Consider the following 16,360-nt stretch of genomic DNA (forward strand, 5'->3'; position numbering starts at 1 on the left):
CCAGCGTCAGTCCTGGACGGCGTCCTTGGCCTTCTCGGTCTCCATGCGAGCCTCGCCCATGGCCTGGTCCTTGTGACCCTGCGCGGTGAGCTCGGCGTCGTCGGTCTTCTTGCCGACGGCCTCCTCGGCCTTGCCGGCCGCCTTCTGGACGGCGTCCTTCGCCTTGTCTCCGATCGACATGCGTGTCTCCTTCGCTCGAACGTCTGAGGTGCCGACCCTAGCCAGGGCCACCTGTGCGTCCGAGGGCACTCCCCCTCCGGTCCCCGACGAGGATCGAGGCCCTATGGGGTCTCAACCGGCCGCGGCCGCCAGCCCCGCGATCTGCTCACCCAGCCAGGGGTAGAGCTCCTCGCCCGGGGTGTTGAGCCGGGCCTTGAGGTCGCGGGTGGTCTCGTCGGCCAGCACCTCCAGCGAACCGTCACCGACCGCGTCGTACGCCTGCGCCACGACGCTCGCCGCGCTCACCTTGGGCACGTCCCAGCGCGTGGTCATCGGCGTGTCGATCATGCCCACCAGGAGCCCGACGACCTGCGTGCCCTGGCCCTGCAGCGCGAGGCGGAGCGCGTTGGTCGCCGACCACATCGCCGCCTTCGACGCCGCGTAGCCGGTGGGCATGCTCACCCAGGCGGCCGCCGACAGGATGTTCAGCAGGGTGCCGCCGCCGTTGCGCGCCAGCACCGGCGCGAACGCGTTGCTGAGCCGCAGCGTGCCGAAGAAGTTCGTCTCGAAGACCCGGCGCAGCTCCTCCTCCGGCCCGGTGATCAGGTCACCTGCCGGCGCGATCCCGGCGTTGTTGATCAGCACGTCGACGTCCGGCGCCGCGGCGACCGCGCGGGCCGGCGCCTCGGGGTCGGTCAGGTCGAGGTCGAGCGGGACGACGCGCTGGTCGTGCCAGTCCCGCGTCGAGCGCGCGGCGGCGTAGACCTTGGCCGCGCCCCGCTCGAGGCCCTGCGCGACGAACTGCTCGCCGAGCCCGCCGTTGGCCCCGGTGACCAGGACGTGCCGGCCCTGAAGTGACTGCATCTAGACTCCTCGTGTAAGTGGGGAACTCCCCCGGATCCAGTATGTGGGGATGCTCCCCACTTGTTCAAGGAGGGTCGGCGTATGGCGTCCGCCACAGGTGCGACCCGACCGCTGCGGGCCGACGCGCGCCGCAACCGCGACGCGATCCTGGCCGCGGCGCGCGAGGCCTTCGACGCCGACGGGGTCCTGACGCCGCTCGACGCCGTCGCCACCCGTGCGGGCGTCGGCAACGCGACGCTCTACCGCAACTTCCCCACGCGCGACGACCTGCTCGCCGAGGTCATGCAGGCCAGCCTGGTCGACGCGCTCGCCGAGGCCGACGAGCTGGCACGCACCCTGCCGCCGCGCGAGGCGCTGACCGAGTGGCTCGTACGCCTCGCCTGGCAGCTGCGCCTCTGGCACGACCTGCCCTACTGCCTGGCCAACGCGCACGCCGGCACCGACTCCCCCGTCAGCTCGACCTGCAACCCGGTGCACCTGCGCCTCGACGCCTTTCTCGACGCCGCCCGCGCCTCCGGCGACCTGCAGGCCGAGGTCGACGGGCCCTCGCTCTACGAGCTCGTCCTCGCGCTCTCGTGGGCGACGGACCGCTTCCACGACGACCGGGACGCCGCCCGGCGCCGCGTCCTCCTGGCCAGCGCCGGCCTCTTCGCCTAGGCCTGCCGGGTCCGACAACCCGCCTGCGCCCGCACCACCCGGCACCCGAGCCCGTCCGTGGACGGGCTCGAACAGGCCTGCGCACCGACCCGCAGCGCGGACGCCTGCGGCCCGCGAGTTAACAGAACGGAAACGACGAGGGCATGGACGAGGCATGCCTGGCGCCGTAGTGTCATCACCACTGAACGAGAGCGCACTACCACTCAGTGAGAGTCGAGGCGGCAGATCATGATCTCGGACGTGCAGGACGCCGTGCTCGACGGCGTGACGAAGGTGTACGCGGGCGACGTCCGCGCCGTCGACGACGTCTCGCTGTCGGTTCGCCAGGGCGAGTTCTTCTCGATCCTCGGGCCCTCGGGCTGCGGGAAGTCGACGCTGCTCCGGATCCTCGCGGGGATCGAGACCCACTCCGAGGGCCGCGTGCAGATCGGAGGCCAGGACGCCTCGCGCATGCCGGCGAACAAGCGACCGACGAACCTGATCTTCCAGCGGCTCGCGCTCTTCCCGCACCTGAGCGTCGCCGAGAACGTCGCTTTCGGACCCCGTGTGCAGAGGCGGCCGGCCAAGGACGTCCGCTCGACCGTCGAGGAGATGCTCGCCCTCGTCGAGCTGGAGGGGTACGGCGCCCGCAAGCCGTCCCAGCTCTCCGGGGGTCAGCAGCAGCGGGTCGCCATCGCCCGGGCCCTCGCCTGCGGCCCCCGTGTGCTGCTGCTCGACGAGCCCCTGGGAGCCCTGGACCTCAAGCTGCGGGTGCAGATGCAGGTCGCGCTCAAGAAGATCCAGCGCGACTCGGGCACCACCTTCGTCTTCGTCACGCACGACCAGACCGAGGCGCTGGCCATGTCGGACCACGTCGCCGTGATGAACGCGGGCCGGGTCGAGCAGGTGGGCACACCGGAGGCGCTCTACCACCGTCCCACCACCCGGTTCGTGGCCACGTTCCTCGGCGACACGAACCTGCTGCCGGCCGAGCACGCCGCGTCACTCGTCGGCGGCGCTGCCGGCGGCGATCGCGTCGTCCCGCGCGGCACCCTCAGCGTCCGTCCCGAGGTCCTCGCCGTCGCCCCGTCCGACGCAACCCCCGGCCGTCCGGCCACCGTGGTCGAGCGGACGTTCGAGGGCGCCAGCGTGCGGCTGGTCGTGCGTACCGAGCCGGGCGCGCCCGACCTCGTCGCCCGGGTCCCCTCCCGCGGCGCGTTCGTGCCCGAGGTGGGCGATCCCGTCCGGGTCTCCTGCCGGGCCGAGGACGCCGTGCCCGTGGCCGACCTGCCTACCTGACCGCTCAGACCTGCACCGCTCGTCCGTCGACGCCCGTCGAACCCCTCCGCCCGAACCCTCCGCCGCACCGTCCGCCCGAAAGGTCCCGCCATGACCCTCCCTCGCACGAGCCCGGCCTCGCTGAGCCGCCGCGGCTTCCTCGGACTCGGGGCCGCAGCCGCCGCCGCGAGCACTCTCGCCGCCTGCGCCTCGGCGCCGAGGTCGGCGTCCACCGGCGGAGCCGGGAACAAGCTGCAGATCGTGATGACGCCCTTCGCCGGCGCCGACCTCGGGGTGATGCCGCGGGAGTTCGCGAAGGACTACATGGACCGCCACCCGAACGTCGAGATCAAGATCGACGACACGCTGAACCTCGCGAAGCAGACCGCGGCCTACCAGGCCGACCCGAAGGCCCCGCTCAACAACCTCGTCTTCTCCAACGGCGGCGGGACCGCCGGGGGCAAGGCCACCGGCATGTACGCCAAGATCGACTACAGCCGCATCCCCAACACCGACGGCCTCGACGAGACGTTCGTCGAGAAGGACCACGTCGGCGTCGTCTTCGGGGCGGACCAGCAGGGCATCGTCTACAACACCGAGAAGTACCCCGACGGGTTCGGCGACTGGTCGCAGCTGTGGGACCCCGCCCAGCTGGGCACCCTCTGCTTCTTCACGGTGCCGTGGTGGGCGATCGGGATGGCCAGCAAGCTCAACGGCGGGAGCTGGGAGGACATGGACCCGGGCTTCGCGGTGTGGAAGGAGCACGCGAAGAACATCCGCACGATCGTCAGCGCCAACCCGCAGTTCCTCAACGTCCTCTCCACCGCCGAGGCGCCCCTCACCTCGCACTACTTCGGCACGAGCAACGCCTGGAAGAACACCGGGGCCCCGATCGGCTACCGCGCGCCCGAGCAGGGCGTCTTCTTCGACCCCGTCGGGGTCAACATCAACTCCGGTTCCTCTGACGACCAGGTCGAGGTCATGCACGACATGATCAACGAGATGCTGTCCCCGACCTGGAACCAGCGCTGGGTCGACACCTCCATCCAGATCCCTGCGGTGACGGCGACGCAGCTGACCGACAAGCTCCAGGCGCTCAAGCCGATCGCCGACCGGTCCTCGCAGACCTTCGTCGACGTCGACTACGCGGTGGTGGGGAAGAACCTCGCGGCGTGGACCGAGCGGTGGAACACCGAGATCGTCCCCAACATCTGATCCCCCGCGCGAGCGCTGCGTGAGACCGACCGCGTGAGAGAGGTGCACCGATGACGACCAGCCCGCTGGTGGCCCTGCGGCCGCGGAGGCCACGAGGGGTCGAGCGACGCCCCGACTGGCGCCGCGTCGCGCTGCTCGCACCCAGCGTGGTGCTCTTCCTGGCCGTCTTCGTCACGGCGATCGAGTCCGCGGTGGAGTACTCGTTCCAGCTCTACTCGCCCGACGGTGCGTACGAGCTCAACACCGTCGCCTCCTGGACGAAGTTCCTCACCAGCCGCTACTACCTCTCGGTCATCGCGGACACCCTGGTCATCGGGCTCCTGGTCACGGTGATCACGGCCGTGCTCGGCTACCTGACCGCCTTCACCATCTACTCGATGCGCAGCCGGGTCGGGCGGGCGGTGCTCAACGCGGTGGTGTTCTCGTCGCTGATCTTCTCCGGGATCGCGAGCGTCTACTCCTGGCAGCTCGTGCTCGGCGAGGCCGGCTTCCTGAACCAGCTCCTGCGCTCCGTGGGCCTCGCCCCGGTCCGGCTGCTGTACGAGCGCTCCGCCGTCGTGCTCGCCCTCGTGCACACGCTCCTGCCGATGATGATGCTGCCGATCCTGACCAGCCTGAACCAGGTCGACGGCAGCTACGACGAGGCCGCCCTCGACATGGGTGCCTCGCGGGTGCGGCGGTTCCTCAGGATCACCCTGCCGCTGAGCTGGCCCGGTCTGGTCGCGGGCGCCCAGCTCACCTTCGCGCTGGCCATCTCCAGCTTCACCGCGCCCGCGCTGCTCGGCGGCGGCCGGGTCTCGACGCTGTCGACATCGGTCTACAACCTCGTGGGCACGGCCGACTTCCCGCTCGCCTCGGTCGCGGCGATCGTGCTGCTTGTGCTGGCCCTCGCCTCCACGGGTCTGTTCGTCCTGGTGCACCGGCGCGTCGGGGAGGTGAGCCAGGGCGGCTCGACCTTCGTCCCCGCCCGGCCGAAGGGGGTGCGCTGGCTGTCGACCTGGGTCGTGCTCGTCACCGTGTTCCAGGTGCTCCCGGCCGCGATCGTCGTGATCAGCTCGTTCTCCTCGGTCCCGTACGGCGTCTGGCCCCCGCCCGGCTACTCGACGCGCTGGTACACCAACCTGCTTCAGCAGGACGAGGTGCTCGGCGCCGCCGGCCGCAGCCTGGTGGTCGCGACCGTCGTGGCCGTGCTCGCGGGCGTCTTCGGCACCGCGGCCTCGCTGGTCTTCAGCCGTCGCCGGTTCCGGGGGGCCGGTGCGGTGCAGTCGATGCTCTTCACGCCCGTGATCGTGCCCAAGATCGCCTTCGGCTTCGCCGTGTTCATGTTCCTCGGCCGGCTCGGGCTGTCGGGCGGGCCGGTGGGTGTCGTCCTCGCCCACACGGTCGCCGCGACGCCCTTCGTCATCTCGCTCGTGATGGCGGCGCTCGCCCGCAGCGACCGCACCCTCGACGACGCCGCGCTGGACCTGGGGGCGTCGCCGCTGACGGTCTTCCTCCGCTCGACGCTGCCGCAGGTCTTCCCGGCGGCGATGCTCGGCGTCGTCTTCGCCTTCCTCATGAGCTTCAACGAGGTCGACCTGTCGATCTTCCTGCTGAGCAGCGACAACCAGACGCTGCCCGTGTGGATGTTCGGTTACCTGAACAACTACCAGGACCCCACCCCGGCCGCGCTCTCGACGCTCATGAGCGTGTTCTCGCTGGTCCTCGTCGCCGTCCTCGTCGGCGGGGCCAGCCTGCTCGGGCGCCGACGCCGCTCGGCGTTCGGCGGGGTCGCCGACGTCGCAGGAGGACCCGCCCGTGCCGATGCCTGAGCCCACGCCACGTCCCGACGCCCGGCTGAGGCGCGTCGCCGACCTCGACGCGAGCTACCTGCGCGAGTACTCGGGCCTGCACGAGGAGTACGACGGCCGTGTCGCCGACCTGTCGCCCGCCGGGGTCGAGGCGATGCTCGGCCGGCTCGGGGGTCCCGCGTACGCCGACCCCGTCGACGAGCGGCAGGTCGCCGCCACCGAGCACGCCATGAGCGTCCGCTTCGGCCGGCTGCAGCAGCACCGTCGCGACCCCTGGGTCCACGTGGAGGCGCTCGACCTCTCGCAGTACGAGCGCGGGTACGCCCCGGCCGAGGACCGGCGACGCGCCCGGGAGGAGCACCTGGGCCACTACCCCGACCTCGTGTCGGCCGCGCTCGCCTCGCTCGACCTCGTCCCCGCGCCGGTCGCCGGGATCTTCGCGCCGGCCGTGCGCGGGCTGGCGGCGGGGCTCGCGGACGACGACGGCGACACCGCGAGCCGGGCGCGCACCGCGCTCGCCACGCTGGGTCGACGGCTCGAGGAGCTCGCGACGGGCTCCGAGGTGCCCGTCGGCATCGGCCCGGAGCTGCTCGAGGAGCTGCTGTCGTGCGAGGACGAGGTCCGTCTGGACACCGGCACCCTCGCGGACCTCGCTCGGAGCGAGTACGACCGGATGGAGCCGGTGCGCGTCGAGGCGGAGGAGCGGCTCGCCCGCGAGCTCGGGGTCCCGCAGGACCGGGTCCTCGCGGCCGTCCTCGACGACCACGGCGACTTCGACGCCGTGCTCGCCGACACCGCGACCATGGTCGCGCGCGCCGCCCGGTTCGCCGCGGAGCGGGAGCTCATCGCGCGGGTGGAGGACGACTGCCGCGTGGAGGCGTCCCCGCCGGCGCGCCGCTTCGCCGCCGGCCGCGTGAGCTGGCGGGCGCCCTGGGAGTCCTGCGGCGGCTCCTACTTCCACATCACGCCGCCCAGCCCGGCGTTCACCCCGGCCGAGGTCGACCGGTGGCTCTCCCGCTTCAACCGGCCCGCCATGACGGTGATGGCCGTGCACGAGATCGCGCCCGGGCACGCCAGCCACGCGCTGATGATGGCCGACGCCGCGACCACGGTGCGCCGCACCCTCTGGTCGGAGCTCTTCTTCGAGGGCTGGGCCCACTACGCCGAGGAGATGGTCTGGGAGGAGGGCTACGGCGCCGGCTCCGCGGCCTACCAGCACGCGATGGCGCTCGACGCGCAGATGCGGGCCGTCCGGGTCGAGGCCGTGCTGGCGATCCACGCCGGCGGGGCGTCCGTCGCGGAGGCCACCGCCCTGTTCGAGGAGCGGACCTTCCTCTCCGGGCCCGCGGCGCACGCGGAGGCGCTGCGCTGCGCCTGGGAGCCCAGCTGCACGCGCTACACGGTGGGCAAGGTCGCCTTCCGCAACCTCCGGGAGTCCGCCTCGCGGAGCGCGGGCCGTCCCACCCTCAGGGCGTTCCACGACCAGCTGCTGGCCCTGGGCTCGCCCCCGGTGGGGCTGGCCGCCGACGTGCTGGGTCTCGACTGCGGGCTGCCCCGCCGGGGCGCGGCGTGACGTCCTCCGAGCCGCGTCCGGCGACCGCGCTCGAGCAGGGCCCGAAGCCGACGGCGACGGGGTCGTCGGGGGTCGTCTCGGCCTCGCACCCGCTGGTCGTCGAGGCGATGGCCGACGCGCTGCGCGCCGGGGGCAGCGCCGCCGACGCCGTGACCACCGGCGTGCTGCTCCAGACCGTCGTCGAGCCGCAGATGACGAGCCTCGCGGGCGGTGTCGGCATCCTCAGCCACGACGCCCGGACGGGGGCGTACGCGTACCTCGACGGCGAGCTGGCCCACACCCGCTCCGGCGCGCCGGTCGCGCGGACCTGGCGCGAGTACGACGTCGTCCAGGCGGCGCTGGGCGACGGGGACGGCCGCCGCATCGCGGTCCCCGGCCTGGTCCGCGCGCTCGCCGAGCACCACCGCCGGCACGGGCGGCTGTCGTGGGCCCGGTGCCTGGCCCCGGCCGAGGAGGTCGCCCGCGACGGCTTCGCGATGTACTCCTTCCTCTACGGCGAGACCTACCTCGCCCAGGAACGGCTGGCCCGCTACGCCTCCGGGCGCGCCGAGTTCCTGCCCGACGGCCACGTCCCGCCCGTCGGCACGCGGGTGCGCCGCCCCGCCCTCGCCGAGACGCTGCATGCGCTGGCGACGGAGGGCCCCGACCACATGGCGCAGGGGGCCTGGGCCGCGGCGTTCGTGGAGGCGGCGCGCTCCACCGGGGCCGACCTCGGGGTCGACGAGCTGCGCGACCACGGCCCGGTCGACGCCGAACCCCTCACCTTCCGCGCCTTCGGGGCCACCGTGCGCAGCGCCCCGCTGCCCGCCACGGGCGGCGCGCTGGTCGCCCTGGTCCTGCGGGTGGCCGAGCGCTGCGGCGTCGACCTGCTCCGCGACTTCCGCACCGACGCGGCCGCCCTGGCCCGGCTGCGCGCGGTCGTCGGGCTGGCCGAGCACGTCAGCGACCTCGTCGCCGCGAACGCGGGCGGCAGCACCGAGGCCCTCGCGGCGGTGCTCGACGACGGCGCCTCGGCCGTCCTCGGAGACCTGTCCCGGGCGGTCGGCGTACGCCGCGGACCGGAGCAGCCGCCGGCCCCCGGACCTGCGGCTCCCGCCACCACCCGGGCGCCCGCGAGCTCGGTGAACACCTCCCACCTCGTCGCGGTGGACGCCGAGGGCAGCAGCGTCTCGGTCACCCACAGCGTCTGCGGGACGACGTTCGGCACCGGGCTCGTCGTGGGCGGCGTGAACGTCAACAGCGGCAACGGCTTCCCGGGCGAGGTCGGGGTGCGCGGCGGGCGGGTCGTGAGCCCCTTCCCGCCGACGATGGTGAGCCGCACGGACGCCGCGCCCGACATCGTCACCGGCTCGCCCGGCCTCGCGGCCCGCGCGGTCGCGCACGTCCTGCTGGGCCGGCTCGGGTTCGGGCTCTCCATGACCGAGGCGATCGACGCGCCCCGGTTCCAGGGCTCCGGCCTGGACGACACCCTGCACGTCGAGGCGCGCGTCGAGCCCACGGTGCTCGACGAGCTGACCCGGACGTGGCGCGTGCCGGTGAGCGCGGTGGCCCCGTACCACTGGCACTTCGGCGACGTCCACACCCTCGAGCGGGGCGAGCACGGCATCACCGGGCACGCCGACCCGCGCCGGCCGGGATCGGTCGTCGCGCTCGAGGCGCCGGGGCCGAGACTCGAGCCGCGGACGGTCCACCCGACGGAGGGAGCACCATGACGACGAAGCCGGCCACGGCCGAGCCCAGGACGAGCTACATCGAGCGCACGCTGCGCCTGCTGGAGCTCGTCTCGACGCTCCCCGTCCAGGGACGCACGGCGACGGTGATCGCCCGCGCCGGCGACGTGCCGCTCTCCACCGCGGCCCGCCTACTGTCCAACCTGTGCGCGTGGGGCTACCTCCGCGCCGACCACCAGGGCTGGTACGTGCCCGGGCCCCGGCTGGTCGCGATGTCGGTCATGGTGCGCTCGACGCTGCCCGCGCTCGACCAGCTGGAGGCGGCGGCCCGCCGGCTGACGGCCGAGATCGGCGAGTCGGTGACCGTGGGCCAGCTCGTCGGCGACAACCTCTACATCGTCGCCCGCGCCGAGTCCGAGCACGCCGTGCGCGCCGTGAACCGGCTCGGTGAGCCGATCAGCCCGTCCACCTCCGCGCTCGGCAAGGCGGTGATGGCGCTGGTGCCGCCCTGGCGGCGGCTCCAGCTGCTCGACGCGGCCGGCGAGACCGACCCGCAGGCCGCGCTCGCCGCGGTCGGCCCCGAGCTCGAGCTCGCTGCGGTGCAGGGCTACGCCAACGACGAGGAGCAGTTCGCCCCGGGCCTGCGCTGCCGGGCCGTGGCCGTGCTCGACGCCGACCAGGTGCCGTACGGCGGCCTATCCGTCGGTGGGCCGGCCGCGCGCTTCACCGCGTCCATCGCCGACTCGGTGGTCCCCCTGCTGCAGGACGCGGCCGAGCAGCTGAGCCTGGCCAACCCTGCCCACGGGCCGGACCGGCACCAGGCCTCCTGACCCACGCCGCCACCGCGGCCGACCGACCGACCGACGCACGACACCCACCCGCACCCGCGGGTGGCGCACCACGACGAAAGGACCCACCGTGCCGTTCGCGCACACCATCGAGCGCCTGGACGTGACCCGAACCTCCACCGGCGCGACCGCCGAGCTGGTCGTGCACCGGCTGACGGGCGACCGGCCCGGACCGACGCTGGTCATGTTCGGCGGGATCCACGGCGACGAGGCGATGGGCGTGGAGGCGGTGCGCCGGGTCCTCACCTCGCTCGAGGGGGCCGAGCTGAGCGGCACCGTCGTCGCGGTGCCGGTCGCGAACCCGTTCTCCTTCGAGACGATGACGCGGCACACCGTCCAGGACGGGCTGAACCTCAACCGCATCTTCCCCGGCGACGCCGGCGGGTCGATCACCGAGCAGCTGGCGGCCGCGCTCGTGGGCGTCCTCGAGGGCGCCGACCACTTCATCGACTTCCACTCCAGCGGCCTCTACTCGACCGTGGACTACGCCTACCTGCACGAGAACGGGCGGGAGATGGCCGAGGCGTACGGGACGCCCCTGCTCTACCACCACGACTCCTACTCCGGCTCGGCCACGGCCTGGGCCCTCGAGCACGGCATCGGGGCGATGGTGAGCGAGCTGGGCGGCGGCGGGCAGCTGACCGAGCAGTTCCTCGACCGCGCGGTGACGGGCGCGACGAACGTGCTGCGCGCGCTCGGGATGCTGACCGGCGAGGTCTCCCCCGCGACGGCGGAGCAGGTCGTGATGACCGCGCTCGTGACCCTGCGCCCGAGCAACGGCGGGACGCTGCTGTCCGACTTCGGGCCCGAGCACCTGGGTGAGCGCATCCCGCAGGGGACCGTGCTGGGCACCGTGGTCGACGCCGGCACCTTCGAGGTGCTCGAGACCCTGCGTGCGCCGTTCGACCCGAGCATCCTCGTGCTCACCCGCGAGTCGACCTCGCGCGTCGCCCCGGGGGACTACGGGTTCATGGTCGGCGACGGTGCGACCACGAGCACCGTCGCCGAGGAGCTCGCCGGGTGAGCGGACCTGCCCTGCCCGAGGTCCCCCGGGGCTCCCTGCGCATCCGCCACGTCACCCTCGTCGACGTCGCCGGGCGCCGTACGGTCCGCGACGTGGCCGTCGTCGTCGAGGACGGGACGATCCGCTCGGTCGGCCCCGACGACGGCTCCCCCGTCACCGACGGCGACCGGGACGCGACCGGGCTCTTCGCCCTGCCCGGGCTCGTCGACGCCCACGTGCACGTGACGGCCTCGACCGCCGACGAGTGGGCGCTCACCGGGATGCCGATGTCCTACGTCGCCGCCGGAGCCTTCGCCGAGCTCCGGGCCACGCTCTCGCGCGGCTTCACCCTGGTACGCGACGCGGGCGGGGCCGACGAGGGCCTGTCCCGGGCGCTGGCCCACGGGCTCGCCGTCGGCCCCCGGCTGGTCCGCTGCGGGCACGCGCTGTCCGCGACGGGCGGGCACGGCGACCTCCGTCCGCGCGGGCGGCACGCGCTGGAGGACCAGCGCCTCGCGCCGGGCATCGGCCTCGTGGTCGACGGCGTGGACGCGATCCGCACCGCGGTGCGGAAGGAGGTGCGGGCGGGGGCCGGCTTCGTCAAGCTGATGCTCTCGGGCGGCGTCTCGAGCCCGACCGACGCGATCGACGACCTCCAGCTCGCCGACGAGGAGATCGCCGCGGCCGTCGACGAGGCCGCCCGTCACGGGCTCCCCGTGGCGGCCCACGCCTACACCGCCGCCAGCATCGAGCGGGCCGTGCGGCTGGGCGTCAGCACGATCGAGCACGGGAACCTGCTCGACGACGCGACGGCACGGCAGATGGCGGAGGCGGGCACCGTCTACGTCCCGACGCTGTCCACGTACGAGGTTCTCGCCGAGCAGGCGGGCCCGGACGGCCTCGGCCCGGCCAGCGTGGCCAAGCTCGCCGAGGTCAGGACCCGGGGTGCCGAGGCCGTCCGCACGGCGGCCAGGCACGGCGTCGCGATCGCCTTCGGGACCGACCTGCTCGGCTCGGCCCGGGACCGGCAGAACGGCGAGTTCGCGCTGCGGGCACCGCTCCAGCCGGCGTGGGACGTGCTGGCGTCGGCCACGGTGGTCGCCGCGCGGGCGCTCGGCCTGGCCGGGCGCGCGGGCGAGCTCGCGCCCGGCGCGGCCGGCGACGTGCTGCTCTGCCGGCGGGACCCCTCGACGGACCCGGCTGCGCTCGCCGACCCGTCGGACCTGATCGAGGCCGTCGTCCTCGCCGGCCGGGAGGTGGCGCGGTGAGCGTCCACGGACCGCGTGCGGTCGGCGACACCGAGGTGCACCCCGTCGCCCTCGGCGGGATGCTGCTCTCCATCGAGGGACGGCCTCCGACGGAGCGGGCGGTCGCCACGGTCCGGGCGGCGCTGGAGGCCGGAGCCACCCTCGTCGACACGGCCGACGCCTACCACGCGGGCGCCGACGAGGTCGGGCACAACGAGACGCTCGTCCGCCGGGCGGTGGACGGCGTGAGGCCTGCACCCATGGTGGCCACCAAGGGCGGGCGGGTCCGGCCCGGCGACGGCCGCTGGCTGACCGACGCGTCGCCGGCCCACCTCCGTGCGGCGGCGCAGGCCTCGTACGAGCGGCTCGGCGGCGTCGGGATGGACCTCTACCAGCTGCACGCGCCCGACCCGGAGGTCCCCTACGCGCAGTCGCTGCTCGCGCTGCGCGACGTGGTCGACGAGGGCCTGGCGCGCCAGGCGGGGGTGTCCAACGTCGACGCGGGCCAGCTCGAGCTCGCCGTGGAGGTGCTCGGCGACCGGCTCGTCAGCGTGCAGAACCAGTTCTCCCCCACGCACCGTGGGACCGAGGACACCCTGCGGCTCAGCGAGCAGGCCGGGCTGGCCTTCCTCGCCTGGCGTCCGCTGGGAACCGTCAGGGACCCGGGCTCACCGGTCGGCGCCGCCTTCGCGCGGACGGCCCGGGAGCGTGGGGTGTCGGTGCCCCGGCTCGTCCTCGCGTGGCACCTCGCGACCTCGCCGGCCCTCGTGCCGCTGGTCGGTGCCACGCGGCCCGAGACCGCCGCCGACTCCGTCGCCGCTGCCGACCTGGACCTGTCGGCCGAGGAGCTGGGCCGCCTGGGCTGAGGGGTCCTGCGGCGGTGCCCGGCCCTGCGGACGCGGGGTCGGGCGCGGCCGGGGCGCTGACCCGGTCCGTCCGTCTCGGTCGGCCGGTCGACGCGGAGCCCCTGGCTACACTCGGCCCGCCGCTCGCAGCCGTGGTCGGCAGAAGGAGTCGGTGACTGATGCCCCACCTCGGCGGAGGTGCCCGGTGAGGCGCGCCTGGATCCCCGGTCGCGACGTCAGAGCCGAACGCCACCCCGGCCACGCCGGGCTGGCCAAGGCCCCGCACGACGGGGCGCGACCGACGGCCCTCGTCCTCGGTGGCGGGATCGCCGGCATCGCCGCCGCGGTCGGCCTGGCCGAGCGCGGGGTCGGCGTCACCCTGGTCGAGCGCGAGGCGCAGCTGGGCGGTCGCGTCCGCGCCTGGCCCGTCGAGCAGGCCGACGGCAGCACCACGACCATGAGCCGCGGCTTCCACGCCTTCTTCCGCCAGTACTACAACCTCCGGGCGCTGCTGCGCCGCGTCGACCCGGCGCTCGAGGGCCTGACCCCCGTCTACGACTACCCGCTCGTCCTCGCTGGCGGGCACCGCGACTCCTTCGCCAAGGTCCCGAAGACGCCGCCGCTCAACATGGCGGCCTTCGTCGCGCAGAGCCCGAGCTTCAAGGCCTCCGACCTGGCGAACATCGACAAGGTCAAGGTCTGGGAGCTGCTCGACGTCGACTTCCCCCGGACCTTCTCCGACCACGACGGCGAGAGCGCCGCCGAGTTCCTCGACCGGCTCGGCTTCCCCGACGCGGCACGGCACCTGGCCCTCGAGGTCTTCGCCCGCAGCTTCTTCGCCTCCCCCGACGAGTTCTCCGCCGGTGAGTTGGTCGGCATGTTCCACAGCTACTTCCTCGGCTCGTCCGAGGGCCTGCTCTTCGACGTCCCCGTCGACGACTACGACACCGTCTTCTGGGCGCCGCTGGCGCGCTACCTGGAGCGGCTCGGGGTCGAGGTCCGCACGGGCGAGTCCGTCGAGGCGCTCGACCTCACGTCGGGCGACGGGCAGGTCCGGGTGACCACGGACGCCGGCGGCCTCACCGCCGACACCGTCGTCCTCGCGACCGACCTGCGTACGACGCGCCGTCTCGTCGAGGCGACGGAGAGTACCACGGACGACGCCGAGTGGCGCAGCCGGCTCCTCGAGACCACGAACGCGCCCCGCTTCGCCGTCTGGCGCCTGTGGCTCGACCGCCGGGTCGACGCCGACCGGCCGCCCTTCCTCGGCACCAGCGGCTACGGCCCGATGGACAACATCACCGTGCTGGAGCGCTTCGAGGCCGGCGCCCGCCGCTGGTCGGACGACCACGACGCCTCCGTCGTCGAGGTGCACGCGTACGCGCTGCAACCCGAGGACGGCGACGACGAGCAGGTCCGCGCCACGCTGCGCGCCGAGCTGGCCCGCGTCTACCCCGAGACCGCCGACGCGCAGGTCGTCGCCGACGAGTGGCTCGTGGAGGACGACTGCCCGCTGGTCGGCACCAGCCCCTGGCTGCGGCGCCCCGAGGTCGGCACGCCCGACCCACGGCTCGTCCTCGCGGGCGACGGCATCCGGTGCGACTACCCCGTGGCCCTCATGGAGCGCGCGGCGACCACCGGCCTCCTGGCCGCGAACACGCTGCTCGGGCGCTGGGGCCTCGCGGGGCACGACCTGTGGACCGTCCCGACCAGCACCCGGCAGCCGCGGCTGCTGGGGGCTCGGACTCTCCTGGAGCGCGTCGGGTCCTGAGACCGATCTTGGCGTCCATCCTGCTCAACCGGGGTCAAGTTGTCGTTACGGCCGAGCGGTCAAGGGCCGTAACCTCCCACCTCACGATTAAGTCGTCCGGATGCTCATCGAGGCTGCGCCTGTGTGCTCCGTACGAGGGTCGGCCAACGCGCTAGCGTCTTGTCATGGCTGAGTTGAACACGGAGTGGGCGCTCGAGAAGCTACGCGGGTTCCTTCGCGTTCTTGAGCTTCGCTACGTACCGGATGGGCCCAATACGTTCGGCTTCGCCCACTACGCGCTTGCTAATCCGAAAGAGGAGGTCCAAGCGGCAGCGCAGGTCGCGGAGCAAATTCTTGACCGGATCGTCCTCGACTGGCGAACGGCAGATTGGATTGCGCCTGCCAAGCAGGCCTGGTGGCGTCACCGCGAGGCAACTCACAGGGCGATCGCCCAGCTTGAGGCACAAGAGGAGCTTGAGGCAAACCTTGGCAGCGTCGGACCCAAATTATCTGCGGCCAGCCTGCACCCTTGGGTGTGGGGAAGCATCGCCGGCCTGTGGGGCAGCGGTCACTTCGGCGAAGCCGTGGGCGCAGCCGCTCGGGCGATCAACGCGCAAGCTCAGTCGAAGCTCGGCCGACGGGACGCCTCTGAGTGGGCGCTCCTAAGTGACGCGTTTTCGCCTAACCGGCCGATCGAGGGTCACCCACGCTTGAGGCTCTCCGAGGACGACGGCGGCGACACTTTTAGAAATCAGCACGCAGGAGCTGGCGACCTGGCGCGTGGGCTTTATAGGGCCGTGCGTAACCCGCTTTCTCACGAGGAGACCGAAATCGCAGAGAACGTCGCGCTCGAGTACGTCGCAGCGTTCAGCGTTCTCGCGCGGTGGGTCGACGCCGCCGAGGTTCTTCCGGCCGACAACTGAGTCTCTCATCCCGTCGCTCCCCCATTTGCGGCGCAGCGGACACCCTCGGTGACCTTCACTAGGGGTCGTGTGTGGCTTAGGGCGATTCGCTGGACGCGCTCCGCACGTGGGTCCTAGCCGACCATCAGGATGCGGGGCGAAGAGTCGACAAGCCCACGGGGTCTAAGTGCACCCATAGGTCGCCTCATCAACTCGTTGTGCGGACTGTATGGGTACTTGGGCCAGCGAGCCGACGTCGAGCGATCCGCCTCGCTCGGGAACTGACACGACGAACGTCAGGTAGTACACAGCGACCTCGCCGAGCGTGCTCAGATCGGAGAGGACGGGCGTCTTCCTCCAAGCATCTCAGGTGCGCCACAAGTCCATAGGTCCGAGCACAGGAGCACCCTACGGGCATGAACTCGACCAACCGTGGATGGCGTCGGGCAGCAGTTGGGGCCTGCCTACTCCAGGTGTCCCGCACGCGGGTCCTCTTACTGCGGCGGACTGCAGCCTTCGCCAAATCAACTATCCGCGAGCGGCTCGGCGTGCGGGTTCAACGAGTTCGTGAGAAGCGAGA

At 73.1% G+C, this 16,360-nt stretch carries 14 protein-coding genes; 12 read left to right on the top strand and 2 right to left on the bottom strand.

From position 1 onward, the window contains the following. Window positions 1-6 precede the first annotated feature (6 nt). Together BLU42_RS11225 and BLU42_RS11230 are read right to left on the bottom strand one after the other, a co-directional pair. On the bottom strand, window positions 7-180 hold the full coding sequence (locus tag BLU42_RS11225; protein WP_091074506.1) for a CsbD family protein: 174 nt from the start codon (window positions 178-180) through the stop codon (window positions 7-9). A 111-nt stretch (window positions 181-291) separates the two neighbouring features. Next, window positions 292-1,023, bottom strand: coding sequence for an SDR family oxidoreductase (locus tag BLU42_RS11230; RefSeq protein WP_091074507.1), 732 nt, complete (start codon window positions 1,021-1,023; stop codon window positions 292-294). Between the two features lie 81 nt (window positions 1,024-1,104). On the opposite strand from BLU42_RS11230, the gene BLU42_RS11235 reads away from it, so the two are divergent. From BLU42_RS11235 to BLU42_RS11290, 12 genes are all read left to right on the top strand, one after another. Beyond that, window positions 1,105-1,680 carry a TetR/AcrR family transcriptional regulator gene (locus tag BLU42_RS11235; protein WP_091074508.1) on the top strand — a complete coding sequence of 192 codons (576 nt, stop codon included), beginning with the start codon at window positions 1,105-1,107 and terminating at the stop codon, window positions 1,678-1,680. A gap of 228 nt (window positions 1,681-1,908) precedes the next feature. Beyond that, a complete protein-coding gene (locus BLU42_RS11240; protein ID WP_091074509.1) occupies window positions 1,909-2,958 on the top strand; it encodes an ABC transporter ATP-binding protein in 1,050 nt (349 codons plus the stop codon). Between the two features lie 90 nt (window positions 2,959-3,048). Then, complete coding sequence (locus BLU42_RS11245) at window positions 3,049-4,152, top strand: ABC transporter substrate-binding protein (protein ID WP_091074510.1); 1,104 nt, start codon at window positions 3,049-3,051, stop codon at window positions 4,150-4,152. 50 nt (window positions 4,153-4,202) lie between these two features. Further along, window positions 4,203-5,963 (top strand): ABC transporter permease, encoded by a 1,761-nt coding sequence (locus tag BLU42_RS11250; RefSeq protein WP_091074511.1) that lies wholly within the window; start codon window positions 4,203-4,205, stop codon window positions 5,961-5,963. Continuing rightward, entirely contained in the window at window positions 5,956-7,515 is a 1,560-nt protein-coding gene (locus BLU42_RS11255) for a DUF885 family protein (protein ID WP_231918590.1), read from the top strand. The genes BLU42_RS11250 and BLU42_RS11255 overlap by 8 nt, the downstream gene beginning before the upstream one ends. After that, entirely contained in the window at window positions 7,512-9,227 is a 1,716-nt protein-coding gene (locus BLU42_RS11260) for a gamma-glutamyltransferase (RefSeq protein WP_091074513.1), read from the top strand. Before BLU42_RS11255 ends, BLU42_RS11260 begins: the two co-directional genes overlap by 4 nt. Continuing rightward, window positions 9,224-10,015: an IclR family transcriptional regulator gene (locus BLU42_RS11265; RefSeq protein WP_091074514.1), complete on the top strand. Its 792-nt coding sequence runs from the start codon at window positions 9,224-9,226 to the stop codon at window positions 10,013-10,015. Before BLU42_RS11260 ends, BLU42_RS11265 begins: the two co-directional genes overlap by 4 nt. An 88-nt stretch (window positions 10,016-10,103) precedes the next feature. Then, window positions 10,104-11,057 (top strand): succinylglutamate desuccinylase/aspartoacylase family protein, encoded by a 954-nt coding sequence (locus BLU42_RS11270; RefSeq protein WP_091074515.1) that lies wholly within the window; start codon window positions 10,104-10,106, stop codon window positions 11,055-11,057. After that, the gene (locus BLU42_RS11275) at window positions 11,054-12,304 is read left to right on the top strand and encodes a metal-dependent hydrolase family protein (protein WP_091074516.1); all 1,251 of its coding nucleotides are present in this window, start codon (window positions 11,054-11,056) and stop codon (window positions 12,302-12,304) included. Before BLU42_RS11270 ends, BLU42_RS11275 begins: the two co-directional genes overlap by 4 nt. After that, entirely contained in the window at window positions 12,301-13,149 is an 849-nt protein-coding gene (locus BLU42_RS11280; RefSeq protein ID WP_231918104.1) for an aldo/keto reductase, read from the top strand. The genes BLU42_RS11275 and BLU42_RS11280 overlap by 4 nt, the downstream gene beginning before the upstream one ends. Window positions 13,150-13,333: 184 nt before the next feature. Then, entirely contained in the window at window positions 13,334-14,899 is a 1,566-nt protein-coding gene (locus BLU42_RS11285; protein WP_091074517.1) for an FAD-dependent oxidoreductase, read from the top strand. A 164-nt stretch (window positions 14,900-15,063) separates the two neighbouring features. Further along, window positions 15,064-15,801 carry a TIGR02391 family protein gene (locus BLU42_RS11290; protein WP_091074518.1) on the top strand — a complete coding sequence of 246 codons (738 nt, stop codon included), beginning with the start codon at window positions 15,064-15,066 and terminating at the stop codon, window positions 15,799-15,801. The last annotated feature ends 559 nt before the right edge of the window (window positions 15,802-16,360 follow it).

Source organism: Microlunatus sagamiharensis, assembly GCF_900105785.1.
GTDB lineage: Bacteria > Actinomycetota > Actinomycetes > Propionibacteriales > Propionibacteriaceae > Microlunatus > Microlunatus sagamiharensis.